The organism is Dyella sp. Tek66A03, assembly GCF_052567735.1.
This window is the reverse complement of the sequence record NZ_CP199584.1, coordinates 3,140,631-3,157,844: the sequence shown is the minus strand read 5'-3', so window position 1 is coordinate 3,157,844 and position 17,214 is coordinate 3,140,631. Positions and strand designations below refer to the sequence as shown.

Annotated in this window: 13 protein-coding genes and 1 tRNA gene; all 14 read left to right on the top strand. The window is 62.5% G+C overall.

From position 1 onward, the window contains the following. The first annotated feature begins 1 nt into the window (after position 1). The 14 genes from nuoE to infB all read left to right on the top strand — a co-directional run bounded on the left by nuoE (position 2) and on the right by infB (position 17,190). Positions 2 to 529, top strand: coding sequence for an NADH-quinone oxidoreductase subunit NuoE (gene nuoE / locus ACT01B_RS13930; RefSeq protein WP_445143842.1), 528 nt, complete (start codon positions 2 to 4; stop codon positions 527 to 529). Positions 530 to 541: 12 nt separating this feature from the next. Next, complete coding sequence (nuoF, locus tag ACT01B_RS13925) at positions 542 to 1,852, top strand: NADH-quinone oxidoreductase subunit NuoF (protein ID WP_445143841.1); 1,311 nt, start codon at positions 542 to 544, stop codon at positions 1,850 to 1,852. After that, positions 1,849 to 4,170, top strand: coding sequence for an NADH-quinone oxidoreductase subunit NuoG (gene nuoG / locus ACT01B_RS13920; RefSeq protein WP_445143840.1), 2,322 nt, complete (start codon positions 1,849 to 1,851; stop codon positions 4,168 to 4,170). The genes nuoF and nuoG overlap by 4 nt, the downstream gene beginning before the upstream one ends. Positions 4,171 to 4,175: 5 nt before the next feature. Further along, the gene (gene nuoH / locus ACT01B_RS13915; RefSeq protein WP_445143839.1) at positions 4,176 to 5,204 is read left to right on the top strand and encodes an NADH-quinone oxidoreductase subunit NuoH; all 1,029 of its coding nucleotides are present in this window, start codon (positions 4,176 to 4,178) and stop codon (positions 5,202 to 5,204) included. A gap of 8 nt (positions 5,205 to 5,212) precedes the next feature. Further along, a complete protein-coding gene (gene nuoI / locus ACT01B_RS13910) occupies positions 5,213 to 5,704 on the top strand; it encodes an NADH-quinone oxidoreductase subunit NuoI (RefSeq protein WP_266181680.1) in 492 nt (163 codons plus the stop codon). Between the two features lie 12 nt (positions 5,705 to 5,716). Next, on the top strand, positions 5,717 to 6,367 hold the full coding sequence (locus ACT01B_RS13905) for an NADH-quinone oxidoreductase subunit J (RefSeq protein ID WP_445143838.1): 651 nt from the start codon (positions 5,717 to 5,719) through the stop codon (positions 6,365 to 6,367). Further along, positions 6,364 to 6,669, top strand: a complete 306-nt coding sequence (gene nuoK, locus ACT01B_RS13900) for an NADH-quinone oxidoreductase subunit NuoK (protein WP_266181682.1) — start codon at positions 6,364 to 6,366, stop codon at positions 6,667 to 6,669. The genes ACT01B_RS13905 and nuoK overlap by 4 nt, the downstream gene beginning before the upstream one ends. 4 nt (positions 6,670 to 6,673) lie before the next feature. Further along, positions 6,674 to 8,713 (top strand): NADH-quinone oxidoreductase subunit L, encoded by a 2,040-nt coding sequence (gene nuoL / locus ACT01B_RS13895; RefSeq protein ID WP_445143837.1) that lies wholly within the window; start codon positions 6,674 to 6,676, stop codon positions 8,711 to 8,713. A gap of 13 nt (positions 8,714 to 8,726) precedes the next feature. Beyond that, positions 8,727 to 10,235 carry an NADH-quinone oxidoreductase subunit M gene (locus ACT01B_RS13890; protein WP_445143836.1) on the top strand — a complete coding sequence of 503 codons (1,509 nt, stop codon included), beginning with the start codon at positions 8,727 to 8,729 and terminating at the stop codon, positions 10,233 to 10,235. Between the two features lie 12 nt (positions 10,236 to 10,247). After that, on the top strand, positions 10,248 to 11,687 hold the full coding sequence (nuoN, locus tag ACT01B_RS13885) for an NADH-quinone oxidoreductase subunit NuoN (protein WP_445143835.1): 1,440 nt from the start codon (positions 10,248 to 10,250) through the stop codon (positions 11,685 to 11,687). Positions 11,688 to 11,799: 112 nt separating this feature from the next. Then, positions 11,800 to 11,876 (top strand) — tRNA-Met (locus tag ACT01B_RS13880). Positions 11,877 to 12,080: 204 nt separating this feature from the next. Further along, a complete protein-coding gene (rimP, locus tag ACT01B_RS13875; protein ID WP_445143834.1) occupies positions 12,081 to 12,599 on the top strand; it encodes a ribosome maturation factor RimP in 519 nt (172 codons plus the stop codon). 47 nt (positions 12,600 to 12,646) lie between these two features. Further along, a complete protein-coding gene (nusA, locus tag ACT01B_RS13870; protein ID WP_445143833.1) occupies positions 12,647 to 14,152 on the top strand; it encodes a transcription termination factor NusA in 1,506 nt (501 codons plus the stop codon). A 125-nt stretch (positions 14,153 to 14,277) separates the two neighbouring features. Beyond that, positions 14,278 to 17,190 (top strand): translation initiation factor IF-2, encoded by a 2,913-nt coding sequence (gene infB / locus ACT01B_RS13865; protein WP_445143832.1) that lies wholly within the window; start codon positions 14,278 to 14,280, stop codon positions 17,188 to 17,190. Positions 17,191 to 17,214: the final 24 nt, after the last annotated feature.

The window sequence follows — 17,214 nt, the reverse complement described above, 5'->3', positions numbered from 1 at the left end:
TATGAAAGCAACCGGAAATTTCGAGCAGGTCAAGAATGTTGATCCGCTCGTCGTACTCAACGACCACACTCGTCATCACATCGAGGAGTGGGTGGCCCGCTTTCCGCCGGATCGCAAGCGCTCGGCGGTGATCCAGGCGCTGTTTGCGGCGCAGGAGCAGAACCAAGGCTTCCTGACCGACGAGCTGATCACGGCCGTGGCCAAGTATCTCGAGCTGCCGGCGGTATGGGCTTATGAAGTCGCCAGCTTCTACTCGATGCTGGAAACCAAGCCGGTTGGCCGCAACAACGTGGCGATCTGCACCAACGTCTCGTGCTGGCTCAACGGCGCCGAGGAGCTGGTGAGGCACGCCGAGAAGAAGCTGGGCATCAAGCTCGGCGAGAGCACCGCGGATGGCCGCGTGTATCTCAAGCGCGAAGAAGAATGCATCGCCGCCTGCGCCAGTGCGCCGGCGATGACCGTCAATGGTCACTACCACGAGCATCTCACGGCCCAAAAGGTCGATGAGATTCTCGACGGTCTCAAGTAAGGGCAGGGCGCAATGGCATACGGACCCGCACCCCAGGAACATCAGGTCGTCTACACCACGCTGCATTTCGATAAGCCGTGGGCGATGGACAGCTATACCCAGGTTGGCGGCTACGAAGCGTGGAAGAAGATCCTCGCCGAGAAGCCCGATCCGAACACGCTGATCGATGAGGTCAAGAAGAGCAATCTGCGCGGCCGCGGCGGCGCGGGTTTCCCGACCGGCTTGAAGTGGTCCTTCATGCCCAAGGGCAATATGCAGAAGTACATTCTCTGCAATTCGGACGAATCCGAGCCGGGTACGTGCAAGGACCGCGACATCCTGCGCTTCAACCCGCATTCGGTGATCGAAGGCATGGCGATCGCGTGCTATTGCACGGGTTCGACGGTGGCCTATAACTACCTGCGTGGCGAATTCCATCACGAGCCCTTCGAACATTTCGAAGAGGCGTTGAAGGAAGCCTACGCAGCGGGTCTGCTGGGCAAGAACATCCAGGGCACCGGCCTTGATATCGACATCTATGGCGCACTCGGCGCTGGTGCCTATATCTGCGGCGAAGAAACCGCGCTGATGGAGTCGCTGGAAGGCAAGAAGGGCCAGCCGCGCTTCAAGCCGCCGTTCCCGGCCAACTTCGGCCTGTACGGCAAGCCCAGCACCATCAACAACACCGAAACCTACGCCTCGGTGCCGGCCATCCTGCGCAAGGGCGCGGACTGGTTCCTGGCGCAGAGCAAGACCAAGAACGGTGGTCCGAAGATCTTCTCGGTCTCCGGCTGCGTGCAGAAGGGCGGCAACTTCGAAGTGCCGCTCGGCACCACCTTCGACGAACTGCTGGAAATGGCCGGCGGTCTGCGTCCGGGTCGTACGCTTAAGGGTGCGATTCCCGGCGGTGTCTCGATGCCGGTGCTGCGTGCCGAACAGCTGAAAGGTCTGCCGTTCGACTACGACACCTTGCGTGACCTCAAGACCGGTCTCGGTTCGGGCGCCATCGTGGTGCTGGACGACACCGTCTGCACCGTGCGTTTCACCCGTCGCATCTCGCAGTTCTTCCATAAGGAATCCTGCGGCCAGTGCACGCCGTGCCGCGAAGGCACCGGCTGGATGCACCGCGTGCTGACCCGCATCGTGGATGGCGAGGGCAGCATGGACGACCTGCATCGCCTGAAGGCCATTGCCGGCCAGATCGAAGGCCACACCATCTGCGCCTTCGGCGAAGCCGCGGCGTGGCCGGTGCAGGGCTTCCTGCGCCAGTTCTGGGATGAATTCGAGTACTACATCGTCAACGGTCGTTCCATCGTCGACGACAAGCTTGGAGCCGCCGCATGAGTGCGCAGCCCGTTGCCCCCGCTCTTGATCTCTTGAACATCGAGATCGACGGCAAGCCCACGCAGATCCGCAAGGGCGCCATGATCATCGAGGCCGCTGACGCCATTGGCGTCGCGATCCCTCGTTTCTGCTATCACCGCAAGCTGCCGATCGCCGCGAACTGCCGCATGTGCCTGGTCGAGGTCGAGATGGGCGGCAAGCCCATGCCCAAGCCCCAGCCGGCCTGCGCCACGCCGGTGGCCGAAGGCATGAAGGTGAAGACCCGCACCGACGTCGCTCTGAAGTATCAGAAGGACGTGATGGAATTCCTGCTGATCAACCATCCGCTCGATTGCCCGATTTGCGATCAGGGCGGCGAGTGCGAACTGCAGGACGTGGCGCTGGGTTATGGTCGCAGCGTGTCGCGTTACACCGAGCGCAAGCGCACCATCGCCGATGAGAACCTCGGCCCGCTGGTGGCCACCGAGATGACCCGCTGCATCCAGTGCACGCGCTGCGTCCGCTTCACCAGCGAGATTGCCGGCACCTACGAACTGGGTGGCATGAGCCGCGGCGACAACTTGCAGATCGGCACCTATATCGGCAAGACGCTCGAGACCGAGCTGTCGGGCAACATCATCGATGTTTGCCCGGTGGGTGCGCTCACCAACAAGCCGTTCCAGTTCCAGGCCCGTGCCTGGGAGCTGGTGGCCAAGCCGTCGATCGCTTATCACGACGCGTTGGGTTCCAACCTGTGGCTGCATACGCGCCGCGGTGAGGTGCTGCGCACGGTGCCGCGCGATAACGAATCGATCAACGAGTGCTGGCTCTCCGACCGTGACCGTTACAGCCATCAAGGCCTGTACGCCGCCGATCGCGTGAGCGCACCGCAGGTCAAGCGGAACGGCCAGTGGCAGACCACCACTTGGGAAGATGCGCTTAGTGCGGCCGTGGAATCGCTGAAGCAGTCCGCTGGCAGCGACCTGGGCGTACTGGTGCATCCGGCCACCACCAACGAAGAAGGCGACCTGCTGGTGCGCCTGGCGCGTGGGCTGGGTAGCGCGCATATCGATCACCGCCTGCGTCAGCTGGACTTCGCCGACAACGCCGCTGCGCAGGTGTTTGCCAAGCCGGTGGCGGAACTGGACCACGTCAAGGCCGCGTTGCTGGTCGGTTCGGATCTGCGCCATGAGATGCCGCTGGTCAATCACCGCATCCATCAGGCGGTGAAGAAGGGCGCCAAGGTTTACGCCGTCAATCCGGTGAGCTTCAACTTCAACTACAAGCTGGCTGGCGAAGCGATCGTCGCGCCGCAAGCCCTGGTCGATGCGCTGCTGGCGCTGGCCAAGGCTGCCGTCGGGGCGGGTGCTGCGGTACCGTCCGCACTGGCTGCCGCGATCGATGCTGCCTCGTCGGACCAGGGTGACAACGACGCCATCGCTGCACTCAAGAGTGGCAGCGCCGTGGTCATCCTCGGCGAAGCCGCCGTGACGCATCCGCAAGCCTCGTGGCTGCGTGCCGTCGCGCGCTTCATCGCCGAAGCGACGGGCGCGGCTTACAACGAGCTGCCGGTCGGCGCCAATGCGCTGGGTCTGGCGCGCGTCGGTGTGGTGTCGGGCAATGGTGGCCTCGATGCGCAGGGCATGCTGGCCCAGCCGCGCAAGTCGTATGTGCTGTATGGCGTCGAGCCGCAGGACGTCGCCGATGGCGCCGCCTTGCTGAAGGCGCTGCGTGGTGCCGAGCATGTGGTGGCGTTCTCCGCCTACGCCGGTCCGGTGCTGCGTGACGTGGCTGACGTGATCCTCCCGATCGCGCTGTTGCCGGAAAACGACGGCACCCTGGTCAATGTCGACGGCCTGTCGCAAAGCGTCGCTGCCGGTGCCAAGGCGCCGGGCGAAGCGCGTCCGGGCTGGAAAGTGTTGCGTGCCCTGGGTGGCGTGCTGAAGCTTGCCGGGTTCGAGTTCGACGATCTGGCGGGTCTGCGCGAAGGCATCATCGAGCGCGGTCATCAGGTGCGTGCGGAACTGGCGGCGCGTCCGGCGGTTGCCGGCCTGAGCCGTCTGGCCACCTGGCCGATCTATCGTACCGACGCGGTACTCCGTCGTTCATCGGCCCTGAGCGCCCACCCGTTGAACCGGGCGCCGGCCGTGCGCGTCAACGCCGACGAGGCTCAGCGCCTGGGTCTGGGCGAGGGCGTGGCGGTGCGCGTTGCCGACACGGTGCTACCGCTGGTGATCGACGTCAGCGTGCCCGATGGCACGGCGTGGATCGAAGCTGGACACGATGACACCGTTGCGCTGCCGCCCTATGGCGCGGCCCTCACCCTGAGCAAGGCGTAAAGCACATGGGCGATCAGATCCTTAACCAGATCATCTGGCCGGTTATCTACATCCTGGCCATCATCCTGCCGCTGGTCATCGCGGTGGCGATGTTCGTGTACTGGGAGCGCAAGGTCATCGGCTGGATGCACGTGCGCATGGGGCCGAACAAGATCGGTCCCTTCGGCCTGCTGCAGGCCTTCGCGGACGTGGTCAAGCTGCTGCTGAAGGAAGTGATTCTTCCGACCGAAGCGAACAAGTTCCTGTACTACCTTGCACCGATGCTGGCCTTGATTCCGGCGCTGGCGGCGTGGGCGGTGGTGCCGTTCAGCGAGCAGATGGTGCTGGCCAACGTCAATGCCGGCGTGCTGTATCTGCTGGCGATGACCTCAGTGGGCGTGTACGGCATCATCCTCGCCGGTTGGGCGTCCAACTCGCGTTATGCATTGCTCGGTGCCATGCGTTCGGCAGCCCAGGTAATTTCGTACGAGCTGGCGATGGGCCTGTGTCTGGTCTGCGTGCTGGTGCTGGCCGGTTCGCTGAACCTCACCGACATCGTGCATGCGCAGTCCGGCCACAAGGGCATCCTCAACTGGTTCATGTGGCCGTTGCTGCCGGTCTTCATCATCTATTTCATCTCGGGCGTGGCCGAAACCAATCGCGCACCGTTCGACGTGGCAGAAGGTGAGTCGGAAATCGTGGCCGGCTTCCACGTGGAATATTCCGGCTCGGCGTTCGCGCTGTTCTTCCTGGCCGAATACGCCAACATGATCCTGGTCAGCTTCCTGGCTGCGATCCTGTTCATGGGCGGCTGGTTGTCTCCGTTCCCGGCCTCGTGGGGCTTTATCGGACACGGCAGCTTCCTGTGGCTGTTTATCAAGGCTTTCCTTTTCGCCTTCATGTTCCTGTGGTTCCGCGCCAGCTTCCCGCGCTACCGCTATGACCAGATCATGCGTCTGGGCTGGAAGGTATTTATTCCCATCACCATCGTCTGGGTCCTCGTCGCCGGCTGCATGAAGTATTTCGGCTGGGTCACCGTCGGCACGGGAGGCTGAAGAAAACCATGTCTCGCATTACCCACTATTTTAAAAGCTTGCTGCTGATCGAGCTGTTCAAGGGCATGGCGCTGACCATGCGCTACATGTTCAGCCCGAAGTACACGATGCGCTATCCGATGGAGCACATCCCCAAGTCGAACCGCTTCCGCGGCCTGCATGCCCTGCGCCGTTATCCGAACGGCGAAGAGCGTTGCATCGCGTGCAAGCTGTGCGAGGCGGTGTGCCCGGCGCTGGCCATCACCATCGACTCGGCCCCGCGTGAAAGCGATGGCCAGCGCCGCACCACGCGCTACGACATCGACCTGTTCAAGTGCATCTTCTGCGGTTTCTGCGAAGAGAGCTGCCCGGTCGACTCGATTGTCGAGACGCATATCCACGAATACCACTTCGAGCAGCGTGGCGAGAACGTGGTGACCAAGTCGCAGCTGCTCGCCATTGGCGACCGCTTCGAGCAGGACATCGCGGCCGCTCGTGCTCAAGACGCTGCGTATCGCTGAGGACGGGACATCATGATCGACCCACAAATGTTCCAACTCATTTGTTTCTACGCGTTCTCCGCGGTCACCATCGGTGCCGCGCTGGGCGTCATCAGCCTGCGCAACACGGTGCACGCCGTGTTGGCGCTGGTGCTCACCTTCTTCAGCACGGCCTGCATCTGGCTGCTGGCCGAAGCGGAGTTCCTGGCCATCGCGCTTATCGTGGTCTACGTCGGCGCGGTAATGGTGCTGTTCCTGTTCGTGGTGATGATGCTCGACATCAAGCAGGAGCACGTACGCGAAGGCTTCATCAAATACCTGCCGGTCGGCATCATCGTGGCCCTGATCATGCTGGGCGAGATGCTGGCGATGATCGGCGTTCGCGCGATGCACGCCCAGGTGATGGGTGCCAACCCGGCCACCGTGGCTGGCATGTCCAATACCGAATGGCTGGGTACGGCGTTGTATACGCAGTTCCTGCTGCCGTTCGAAATCGCTGCGCTGATCCTCACCGTCGGTGTGGTGGCAGCGGTGGTGCTGACCCTGCGCGAGCGTCCCGGTACGCGTCACCAGACGGCTTCGCAGCAGGTGCTCGTCAATCCCCGTGATCGCATTCGCGTGGTGAAGATGGCGGCGGAAGTCCCCGCTGCGCCGCCGGCACCGGGCAAGGAGACCACCCCATGATCACGCTTTCGCACTTCATCGTGCTCGGCGCTGTGTTGTTCAGCATTGCCCTGGCCAGTCTCTTCATCAACCGTAAGAACGTCATCGTGTTGCTGATGTCGATCGAGCTGATGCTGCTGGCGGTGAATATCAACTTCGTCGCGTTCTCCCGCTTCCAGGGCGATGCCGCGGGGCAGGTGTTCGTGTTCTTCATTCTTACCGTGGCTGCGGCGGAAACCGCTATCGGCCTGGCGATCCTGGTGTTGCTGTTCCGCAATCGCAGCACCATCAACATCGCCGAAATCGACAGCATGAAGGGCTGAGCCAATGGAATTGTCTACCTCCATTTTGCTGACCATCGCGCTGGCGCCGCTTGTCGGCTGCCTGCTCGCGGGCTTCTTTGGTCGCATCATCGGCCGCGCTGGCTCGCACACCGTTACCATTCTCGGTGTGGCGCTTTCCTGCGGCCTGTCGTTCTATGTGCTGTACCAACTCACCGCCGGCGGCGCGCCGATCTATAACCAGAACATCTACACCTGGTTCGAGATCGGTCGTTACACCGCCAATGTGGGCTTCCTGATCGATCGTCTCACCGCGATGATGATGGTAGTGGTGACCTTCGTGTCGCTGCTGGTGCATATCTACACCATCGGCTACATGGCCGACGACGATGGTTACCAGCGCTTCTTCAGCTACATCTCGCTGTTCACCTTCTCGATGTTGATGCTCGTGATGAGCAACAACTTCATGCAGCTGTTCTTCGGCTGGGAAGCGGTGGGCCTGGTGTCCTACCTGCTGATCGGCTTCTGGTACAAGCGTCCCACGGCGATCTTCGCCAACCTCAAGGCGTTCCTGGTCAACCGCGTGGGCGACTTCGGTTTCCTGCTCGGTATCGCGGCGATCCTGTATTTCCTCAATACGCTGGATTACGCCACGGCCTTTGGTAACGCGGACAGCCTGATCGGCAAGACCCTGCAGATCACCCAGAACACGCACTGGGATGCGGCTACCGTCATCGGCATCCTGCTGTTCATCGGTGCGATGGGTAAGTCCGCCCAGGTGCCGCTGCACGTGTGGCTGCCCGATTCGATGGAAGGCCCGACCCCGATCTCGGCGCTGATCCACGCCGCGACGATGGTGACCGCCGGCATCTTCATGGTCGCGCGCATGTCGCCGATCTTCGAACTGTCCGATACCGCGCTCAGCTTCGTGATGGTGATCGGCGCCACCGGTGCCTTGTTCACCGGCCTGATCGGCATCGTGCAGAACGACATCAAGCGCGTGGTGGCGTATTCCACGCTATCGCAGCTGGGTTATATGACGGTGGCGCTGGGCGTGTCCGCCTATGCGGGCGCGGTGTTCCACCTGATGACGCATGCGTTCTTCAAGGCACTGCTGTTCCTGGGCGCGGGCTCGGTGATCATCGCCATGCACCATGAGCAGGACATGCGTTACATGGGCGGCCTGCGCAAGTACATGCCGATCACCTGGATCACCATGTGGGTCGGTTCGCTGGCGCTGTGCGGCGTGCCCTTCTTCGCGGGTTTCTATTCCAAGGACGCGATCATCGAGGCGGTGGGCGAGTCGCATCGCTGGGGTGCCACCTACGCTTACTTCTGCGTGATGGCTGGTGCCTTCGTGACCGCGCTGTATACGTTCCGCCAGATGTACCTGACCTTCCATGGCAAGGAACGCTTCACGGTGGTCCACGATCATGGACATGGCGAGCATCACCATGAATCGCACAAGGATGACCATGGTCATCACGATGCCGGCATCATGCACGAGACGCCGAAGGAATCGCCGTGGGTGGTGACCTTGCCGCTGATCCTGTTGGCGATTCCGTCGCTGCTGGTGGGCTTCTTCGCGGTCCAGCCGCTGCTGTTTGGCGAGTGGTTCGGTAGCGCGATCCAGGTGCACGAGGCGAACAACGTGCTGGCTGAACTCGGCAAGGAGTTCGGCGGCTCGATGGCCATGGCGCTGCACGGCTTCACCCAGTTGCCGTTCCTGCTGGTGTTGTCGGCGTTCGCCATCCAGACCTATATCTATCTGTTCAACCCGGCCGTGGCCGATCGCATCAAGAATGCGCTGAAGCCGTTCTACAACCTGCTCAACCACAAGTACTGGTTCGATGCGGTGTACTACATCGTCTTCGCGCGCGGCGGTATCGCGCTCGGTCGTGCGCTGTGGAAGGGCGGCGACGCTGCCGTGATCGACGGTGTGCTGATCGACGGTTCGGCGGGTCTTGTCCAGCGAATCGCAGGCGGCGTGCGCCGTCTGCAGTCCGGCTACCTCTATCACTACGTCTTCGCGATGATCCTTGGCCTAATCCTGCTGCTCGGCGGGTATTGGCTGGTCGGGCAATAAGGGAACCTGCTCCATGTTCAATCATTTGCTCAGCCTGCTGATCTGGCTCCCCGTCGTGGGTGCCATCCCCGTGCTGCTTGCCGGCTCGGGTCGACCCAACGTCGCGCGCTGGACGGCGCTGCTGGTGGCCGTGATCACCTTCGTCCTCAGCCTCTACCTGTTGCCGCAGTACAACGCGGCGGACAGCGCCAAGCAGCTGGTCGAAAACCATGTCTGGATCGCCTCGCTCGGGGTGCATTACAGCCTGGCGGTCGACGGCATCTCGGTGGCGCTGATCCTGCTCACCAGCTTCGTCGGCATCCTGGTGATCGTCGGCGCGTGGGAGGTCATCCAGGTCAACCCGCACCAGTACATGGCCGCCATGCTGGTGCTCCAGGGCCTGATGATCGGCGTGTTCTGCGCCACCGACGCCTTGCTGTTCTACGTGTTCTTCGAGGCCATGCTGATCCCGATGTTCATCCTCATCGGTGTCTGGGGTGGTCCGCGTCGCGTCTACGCTACCTTGAAGTTCTTCATTTACACGTTCTTCGGCTCCATCTTCATGCTGGTCGGCCTGATCTACCTGTACCTGAAGGCCGGCTCGTTTGACCTGCAGGTGCTGGCAGCGCTGCCGCTGACGATGAAGGAGCAGAGCTGGCTATTCTTCGCCTTCCTGATCGCGTTCGCGGTGAAGGTGCCGATGGTGCCGGTGCATACCTGGTTGCCGGATGCCCACGTGGAAGCGCCTACCGGCGGTTCGGTGGTGCTGGCGGCGGTGATGCTGAAGATCGGTGGCTACGGTTTCCTCCGCTTTTCGCTGCCGATCGTGCCGGATGCGTCCGAGGCCTATGCCTGGGTGGTGATCGGGCTCAGCCTCATTGCAGTGGTCTACATCGGCTATATCGCGCTGGTGCAGGAGGATATGAAAAAGCTGGTGGCTTACTCGTCCGTGGCGCACATGGGCTTTGTCACCCTGGGCATCTTCATCGCCTTCATGCTGGTGCGTGGCGCGGGCAATATCGACGCGGCCAAGCTGGGCATGCAGGGTGCGATGGTGCAGATGATTTCGCACGGCTTCGTCTCGGGCGCGATGTTCTCGTGCATCGGCGTGCTGTATGACCGCCTGCACACGCGCCAGATCAAGGATTACGGCGGCGTCATCAATGTGATGCCGTGGTTCGGCTTCTTCTACGTGCTGTTCGCCATGGCCAACAGCGGCCTGCCGGGTACCAGCGGTTTCGTGGGCGAATTCCAGGTGATCCTGGCCAGCTTCCAGGCCAACCCGTGGATCGCGCTGTTCGCCGGCTTCACCCTGATCATCGGCGCGGCCTACACGCTGTATATGGTCAAGCGCGTGCTGTGGGGTGATATCAGCAACCCCCACGTGGCCGAGATGAAGGACATCAACGGCCGCGAGTGGTTTGTACTTGGCGCCTTCGCCGCCGCCGTGCTGGCACTGGGCATCTGGCCGCAGCCGCTGATCCATCTGATGGATTCGTCGGTGACGCAGCTGGTGACGCAGCTTGGCAATCACAAGGTTTAAGCAGGACCGATCATGCCGAATTTCAATGACATTCTGATCCTGTTGCCGGAGCTGTATCTGGTGGTGGCGGCGTGTTTGCTGCTACTGCTCGATGCCTTCATGAAGCCGGAGCAGCGTCCCATGCTGCACTGGCTCTCGGTCGCCGTGCTGCTGGTGGCCATCTATCTGGTGATCGCGGGCCAGCCGCCCCAGGCTGTGACGGCCTTTAATGGCATGTTCGTGCGCGACGGCGTGGCGGAGATCCTCAAGGTCTTCGCGCTGCTCACCACGGCCCTGGTGTTCATCTACGCCAAGCCTTACCTGATCGACCGCAAGCTGTTTATTGGCGAGTTCTACACGCTGACCATCTTCGCGGTGATCGGCATCATGCTGCTGGTCTCGGCGGGTAACTTGCTGATGGTGTACCTGGGCCTGGAACTGCTGACGCTGTCGTCCTATGCGCTGGTGGCGCTGAATCGCGATTCCAGCTTGTCGTCGGAAGCGGCGATCAAGTACTTCGTGCTGGGTGCGCTGGCCTCGGGCATGCTGCTGTACGGCATGTCGATGGTCTACGGTGCGACCGGCACGCTGAGTCTCGCGCAACTGCATACCGCGGCTGTGCATACCTCGATGCCGCAGTTGCTGATCTTCGGCCTGATCTTCATGGTCGTAGGCATTGGCTTCAAGCTCGGCGCCGCCCCGTTCCACATGTGGATACCGGACGTCTACCAGGGCTCGCCGACCGCGGTGACGATCTTCATCGGTTCCGCTCCCAAGCTGGCCGCGTTCGGCATGGCGTATCGCCTGCTGGCCTCGGGCCTGGGCGACCTGTCGCAGCATTGGCAGCTGATGCTGGCCGTGTTGGCCGTGCTTTCGCTGGGGATCGGTAACCTCGTGGCGATCGTGCAGAGCAACCTCAAGCGCCTGCTGGCTTACTCGACCATCTCGCACATGGGTTACCTGCTGCTGGGTCTGGTCAACGCAGGGCCGGAAGGCTATGCGGCTGCCTTGTTCTACGCGATCAGCTACGCGCTGATGAGTACCGCGGCCTTCGGTGTGATCCTGGCGCTGGCGCGTGCGGGCTTCGAATGCGAAGAGATCGATGATCTCAAGGGCCTCAACCAGCGTTCGCCGTGGGCAGCGTTCCTGATGATGCTGGTGATGTTCTCGCTGGCTGGCGTACCGCCGCTGTTTGGCTTCTTCGCCAAGCTGCTGGTGCTGCAGGCGGCGATCCACGCCGGCATGATGTGGCTGGCCCTGGTGGGCGCGGTATTCGCCATCATCGGCCTCTACTACTACCTGCGCGTGGTCAAGGTGATGTACTTCGACAAGCCCGTCGATGGCACTGAAATTCGCCTGCAAAGCGATGTCTCGGTACGCCTGGTGCTGTCGTTGAATGTGTTGGCCCTGCTGGTGCTGGGCATTGGCTGGGGCCCGCTGTTCGGCTGGTGCCAGCGTGTGTTTGTCGGCTGATGTGCGACGTGACGGAACCCTTCCGTCACATCAACGTCAGACGAATCTTTGAAAATATTCTCGAAAAAGCTTGCAAGAATTCGGCCATCTCGTTAATATTCTCGGACTCTGATGCGGGGTGGAGCAGTCTGGCAGCTCGTCGGGCTCATAACCCGAAGGTCGCAGGTTCGAATCCTGCCCCCGCTACCAGATCTTTCTTAGAACAAGAAAGCCTCCTCGTGAGGCTTTTTTGTTGGGCGCAAGGAAGCGTCGCACAAGCGTCACATACGGCTTCGAAGCTGCATGGACGGGTGCCCCGGAAAGATGCTGGATGGGTCGGGACATCGGCGAGATAAGGGAATGGGCCGCTTGAGCCCATTTTTTGTTTCTGGCGACGGTAACGATAGGCGAACTATGGATACGCAGGCATTAGCTCAACGCTTCAGCGAGGTTCTGGTCGATTTGGGGCTGGAATGTATCGGCGTGGAGTTCACCCCGTCGCAGGGGCAGAGTACTCTGCGCATCTACCTGGACGTGCTCGATCAAGGTGGCGAGAGCCGCGAAGTGGGCCTCGACGACTGCGAGACGGCGAGCCGCGAGCTGTCGGCGCTGCTCGATGTGGAGGACCCGATTCCGGGCCACTACGTGCTGGAAGTTTCTTCCCCGGGCATCGATCGCCCGCTGTTCACGGCGGCTCAGTTTGCCAAGGTGACCGGTGCGGAGGTGAAAGTATTACTGAAGGCACCGCTGGAAGGTCGTCGCCGTATGCGCGGCAAGGTGGTGTCGGTCGAAGGTGAGCGGATCTTGCTGGAAGGCGAGGGCAAGACCTTCGAGTTCGAACATGGCGCGGTGGAAAGCGCGCGCGTGGTGCCGGATTGGGTAGCGCTCGGTTACGTGCCGCAGCCCAAGCCGGGCAAGAAGCCTACGAAGTAATCAATCGAAAGCGATCGGGCGCGGATAGCGTCTACGGAGTTGCTGCAATGAGCAAAGAACTTTTGCTGGTGGTTGACGCGGTTGCCAATGAAAAAGGCGTGCCGCGTGAAGTGATTTTCCTGGCGATGGAAGCGGCTCTCGCGTCCGCCGCCAAAAAGCGTTATCCGGATGAAGATCCGGACATCCGCGTTTCCATCGATCGCCACACGGGCGACTATGAGACGTTCCGTCGCTGGGAAGTGATCGCAGACGACGGTGAGATGGAATCGCCGTTCCACCAGGTGCGCCTGATGGATGCCCTGGACGAGCGTGAAGATTCGCTGGTCGGCGAGTACATCGAGCAACAGGTCGAGAACGCCGAATTCGGGCGCATCGCCGCCCAGGCCGCCAAGCAGGTGATCGTGCAGCGCGTACGCGAAGCCGAGCGCCAGCAGGTGGTCGATGCGTTCCAGGAGCGCGTCGGCGAGCTGGTCACCGGCATCGTCAAGCGCGTCGAGCGCGGCAATGTCTACCTCGACCTGGGCAGCAATGCCGAGGCCTTCATCCCGCGCGACAAGACGATTCCGCGCGAATCGGCCCGCGTCGGCGACCGCGTCCGCGGCTACCTCTACGAGGTGCGCTCGGAAGCTCGCGGTCCGCAGCTGTTCGTCTCGCGCGCCGCGCCGGAATTCATGATCGAGCTGTTCAAGCTCGAAGTGCCGGAAGTCGGCCAGGGCCTGGTCGAGATCAAGGGCTGCGCCCGCGATCCGGGCGACCGCGCCAAGATCGCCGTGGTCGCGCACGACACCCGCACCGATCCCATCGGTGCCTGCATCGGCATGCGCGGTTCGCGCGTCCAGGCGGTGTCGAACGAGCTCAATGGCGAGCGCGTCGACATCATCCTGTGGCACGAGAACCAGGCGCAGTACGTCATCAATGCGATGGCGCCGGCGGAAGTGCAGTCCATCATCATGGACGAGGAAAAGCACTCCATGGACATCGCCGTGGCTGAGGACAAGCTGTCCCAGGCCATCGGTCGCGGTGGCCAGAACGTGCGCCTCGCCAGCAAGCTCACCGGCTGGCAGCTCAACGTGATGACCCAGGACCAGGTCGCCGCCAAGAGCGAGGCCGAGCAGGAATCCGCCCGCCAGCTGTTCATGGACAAGCTGGAAGTGGACCAGGAGATCGCCAACATCCTCGTGCAGGAAGGCTTCTCCAGCGTCGAAGAAATCGCTTATGTCCCCAGCGCCGAGCTGCTGGCCGTGGAAGGCTTCGACGAGGATATCGTCGAGGAGCTGCGTGCCCGCGCCCGTGATGCGCTGCTGACCGAGGCACTGGCCGTGGAAGAAGGCATCGACGAGCATCAGCCGTCGGGCGAACTGCTTGCGCTGCCGGGTATGGACGAGGCCACGGCGTATGCGCTGGCTTCGCGTGAAGTGGTGACGGTGGACGATCTGGCCGATCTGGCGGTTGACGACCTGATCGATATTGATGGCATGGACGAAGATCGCGCCGCGGCGCTGATCATGGCTGCACGTGCGCCGATGATCGCGCGTCTGGAGAAAGGTGGCTAACCGCTGACGGCCGCGCCCTGGAAGGGTGCGCCGAGGAGAGCTGAAAAGCTCTCCACCAAGGATGGAGGTGGACGTGCAGGCGAGGCCTCACGGACTTAGCGCGGGAACGGCGGAGAAAGAACACGATGTCAGACGTAACAATCAAACAACTCGCCAAGGTACTTGGCATGCCGGTAGACAAGCTGCTTGGACAGCTTGGCGAGGCCGGCATGAAATTCTCCGATCCGGAGCAGATCATCAGCAGCACTGAAAAGGTGAAGCTGCTCGGATTCCTGCGCCGTACCCATGGCAAGAGCGAAGTCACCACCGCCGAAGCGGAAGACAGCTCGCCTCGTCAGATCACGCTCAAGCGCCGCAAGGTCAGCGAACTCAAGGTCGCTACGCCGGGTGCCCGCGGTGCGACCGGCGCCAAGACCGTGAATGTCGAAGTGCGCGCCAAGCGTACCTACGTCAAGCGCAGTGTCATTGCTGAAGAAGCAGGCGGCGACGTCGAGCGCGAAGATGCCGTGCGCAAGCTGCAGGAATCGCATGAGCAGCGCGAGCACGAAGAAGCCGAGCGCGCCGAAGCCGATCGCCAGCGTCATGAAGAGGCGCAGCTGCGCGCCGAGGAAGCTCAGCGCCAGCGCGAGGCTGAAGAAGAACAGCGCCGTCAGCAGGCCGAGGCCGAGGCTGCTGCGCATGCCAAGGCGCAGCAGGCCGGTCAGGCCGAAGCGCCTGCCGCAGAGCAGGTGGTTGCTCCCGTGGTCGCCGTATCGAGTGAGAAGACTCCGGTCGAGAAGGCTCCCGTCGTCGAAGCCGCCCAGCCGCCGCAGCGCGTCGATCACAGCGTATTCGGCATGATCGTGCCGACCATTCATGAGCCGCGCCGCCGCGAAAAGAAGGTCGTGATCACGCCCGCCCCGGTGGTTGCACCTGTGCGCCCGGCGGCACCTGCCGCTGCGGCTCCGGCTGCATCGACTGGCGCACCCAATCGCGCTGGCGGTGCGGCGTCGACTGGCGCGCCCCATCGCACTGGCGGCAATGCCCCGGCGAATGCTGGCACCAGCGCGCCCAATGCCAACGCCAATGCGAACAAGCCACGGCATGGTCGCGATCGCGACGAAGGCCCGGGCGGCAAGCGTTTCGCCGGTGGCGAATTGCATTTGAGCGACGCCGATCGTGCCCGCCGTTCCAACAAGCGTGGCAAGCCCGGCAAGGGATCAGGTCGTGAAGCGTCGCGTAGCAGTTCGTCCGCTGCCGCCGGTAGCCACGGTTTCTCCCGCCCGACCGCGCCGGTCGTGCGTGAGGTCGTGGTGGGTGACAACAACGTCGTCGCCGATCTCGCCCAGAAGATGGCGGTCAAGGGTTCGGAAGTGGTCAAGGCCCTGTTCAAGATGGGCGTCATGGCCACCATCAACCAGACCATCGACCACGACACCGCGGTGCTGGTGATCGAAGAGTTGGGTCACACGGCGGTCGCCGCGAGCGAGAACAACGCCGAGGCCACGCTGGCTGCACATACGCAGAGCGCCGAACTGGACGGCGAGAAGAAGCCGCGCCCGCCAGTGGTCACCATCATGGGTCACGTCGACCATGGCAAGACCTCGCTGCTCGACTTCATCCGCCGCACCAAGGTCGCCTCGGGCGAAGCCGGTGGCATTACCCAGCACATCGGTGCGTATCACGTGGAAACGCCGAAGGGCGTCATCACCTTCCTGGATACCCCAGGCCACGCGGCATTCACCTCGATGCGTGCACGCGGCGCCCAGTCCACCGATATTGTGGTGCTGGTGGTTGCAGCGGATGACGGTGTGATGCCGCAGACGGCGGAAGCCGTGCAGCATGCACGCGCCGCCAAGGTGCCGATCATCGTTGCGCTCAACAAGATGGACAAGACCGACGCCAATCCGGACCACGTCAAGCAGGGTCTCGGCAATCTGCAAGTGATTCCGGAAGAGTGGGGTGGTGACACGCCGTTCGTACCGGTGTCGGCGAAGACCGGCATGGGTATCGAGGCGCTGCTCGACGCCATTTCGGTCCAGGCCGAAGTGATGGAGCTGACTGCAGTCGAAGACGGCCCGGCGTCCGGCGTGGTGATCGAATCCAGCCTGGATCGCGGTCGCGGTCCGGTGGCGACCGTGCTGGTGCAGCAGGGCACCCTCAAGCGTGGCGACTTCGTCGTATGCGGTATCGAATACGGCCGTATGCGTGCGTTGATCGACGAAAGCGGCAAGCAGGTGCAGGAAGCCGGCCCGTCGATTCCGGTGCAGGTGCTGGGTCTTTCCGGCGTGCCGGAGTCGGGCGACGACTTCGTGGTGGTGGCTGACGAGCGCCTCGCCCGCGAAGTGGCGGCCGAACGTCACCTCAAGCGCCGCGAGACGCGCATGGTCAGCAAGGCCAACCGCCTTGAGGACATCATGGCCCAGATGAGTGCGGGCGTTGAGCAGCAGACGCTCAATATCCTGGTCAAGGCCGATGTGCAGGGTTCGGTACAGGCACTGCGCGAGTCGCTCAGCCAGATTGGTAACGAGAACGTGAAGGTCAACGTGATCGCGGCCGGTGTGGGCGGTATCACCGAGTCCGACGCCACCCTGGCAGTGGCCTCCAAGGCGCTGGTCATCGGCTTCAACGTGCGTGCCGACGCCTCCGCCCGCAAGGTGATCGATACCTCCGGTCTGGACGTGCGCTACTTCTCGATCATTTACGACGTGATCGACCAGGTGAAGCAGGCGGCTTCCGGCCTGCTCGGCAAGGAAGTGCGCGAAGAGATCATCGGTGTGGCGCAGGTCCGCGAAGTGTTCCGCAGCTCCAAGTTCGGTGCGGTCGCTGGCTGCATGATCATCGAAGGCACGGTCAAGCGCAGCAAGCCGATCCGCGTGTTGCGCGACAATACGGTGATCTTCCAGGGTGAACTGGAATCGCTGCGTCGCTTCAAGGAACTGGTCGACGAAGTGCGCAACGGCATGGAATGCGGTATCGCCGTGAAGCAGTACAACGACGTCAAGGTCGGCGATCAGATCGAATGCTTCGAGCGTATCGAGGTGGCCCGCACGCTGTAATGGCGGCCGGCCTGCCTAGGGCGG

Bases quoted from the DNA above. Each gene is read 5' to 3' on its own strand.
- nuoE (WP_445143842.1), top strand. From the start codon at position 2: ATGAAAGCAACCGGAAATTTCGAGCAGGTCAAGAATGTTGATCCGCTC.
- nuoF (WP_445143841.1), top strand. From the start codon at position 542: ATGGCATACGGACCCGCACCCCAGGAACATCAGGTCGTCTACACCACG.
- nuoG (WP_445143840.1), top strand. From the start codon at position 1,849: ATGAGTGCGCAGCCCGTTGCCCCCGCTCTTGATCTCTTGAACATCGAG.
- nuoH (WP_445143839.1), top strand. From the start codon at position 4,176: ATGGGCGATCAGATCCTTAACCAGATCATCTGGCCGGTTATCTACATC.
- nuoI (WP_266181680.1), top strand. From the start codon at position 5,213: ATGTCTCGCATTACCCACTATTTTAAAAGCTTGCTGCTGATCGAGCTG.
- ACT01B_RS13905 (WP_445143838.1), top strand. From the start codon at position 5,717: ATGATCGACCCACAAATGTTCCAACTCATTTGTTTCTACGCGTTCTCC.
- nuoK (WP_266181682.1), top strand. From the start codon at position 6,364: ATGATCACGCTTTCGCACTTCATCGTGCTCGGCGCTGTGTTGTTCAGC.
- nuoL (WP_445143837.1), top strand. From the start codon at position 6,674: ATGGAATTGTCTACCTCCATTTTGCTGACCATCGCGCTGGCGCCGCTT.
- ACT01B_RS13890 (WP_445143836.1), top strand. From the start codon at position 8,727: ATGTTCAATCATTTGCTCAGCCTGCTGATCTGGCTCCCCGTCGTGGGT.
- nuoN (WP_445143835.1), top strand. From the start codon at position 10,248: ATGCCGAATTTCAATGACATTCTGATCCTGTTGCCGGAGCTGTATCTG.
- rimP (WP_445143834.1), top strand. From the start codon at position 12,081: ATGGATACGCAGGCATTAGCTCAACGCTTCAGCGAGGTTCTGGTCGAT.
- nusA (WP_445143833.1), top strand. From the start codon at position 12,647: ATGAGCAAAGAACTTTTGCTGGTGGTTGACGCGGTTGCCAATGAAAAA.
- infB (WP_445143832.1), top strand. From the start codon at position 14,278: ATGTCAGACGTAACAATCAAACAACTCGCCAAGGTACTTGGCATGCCG.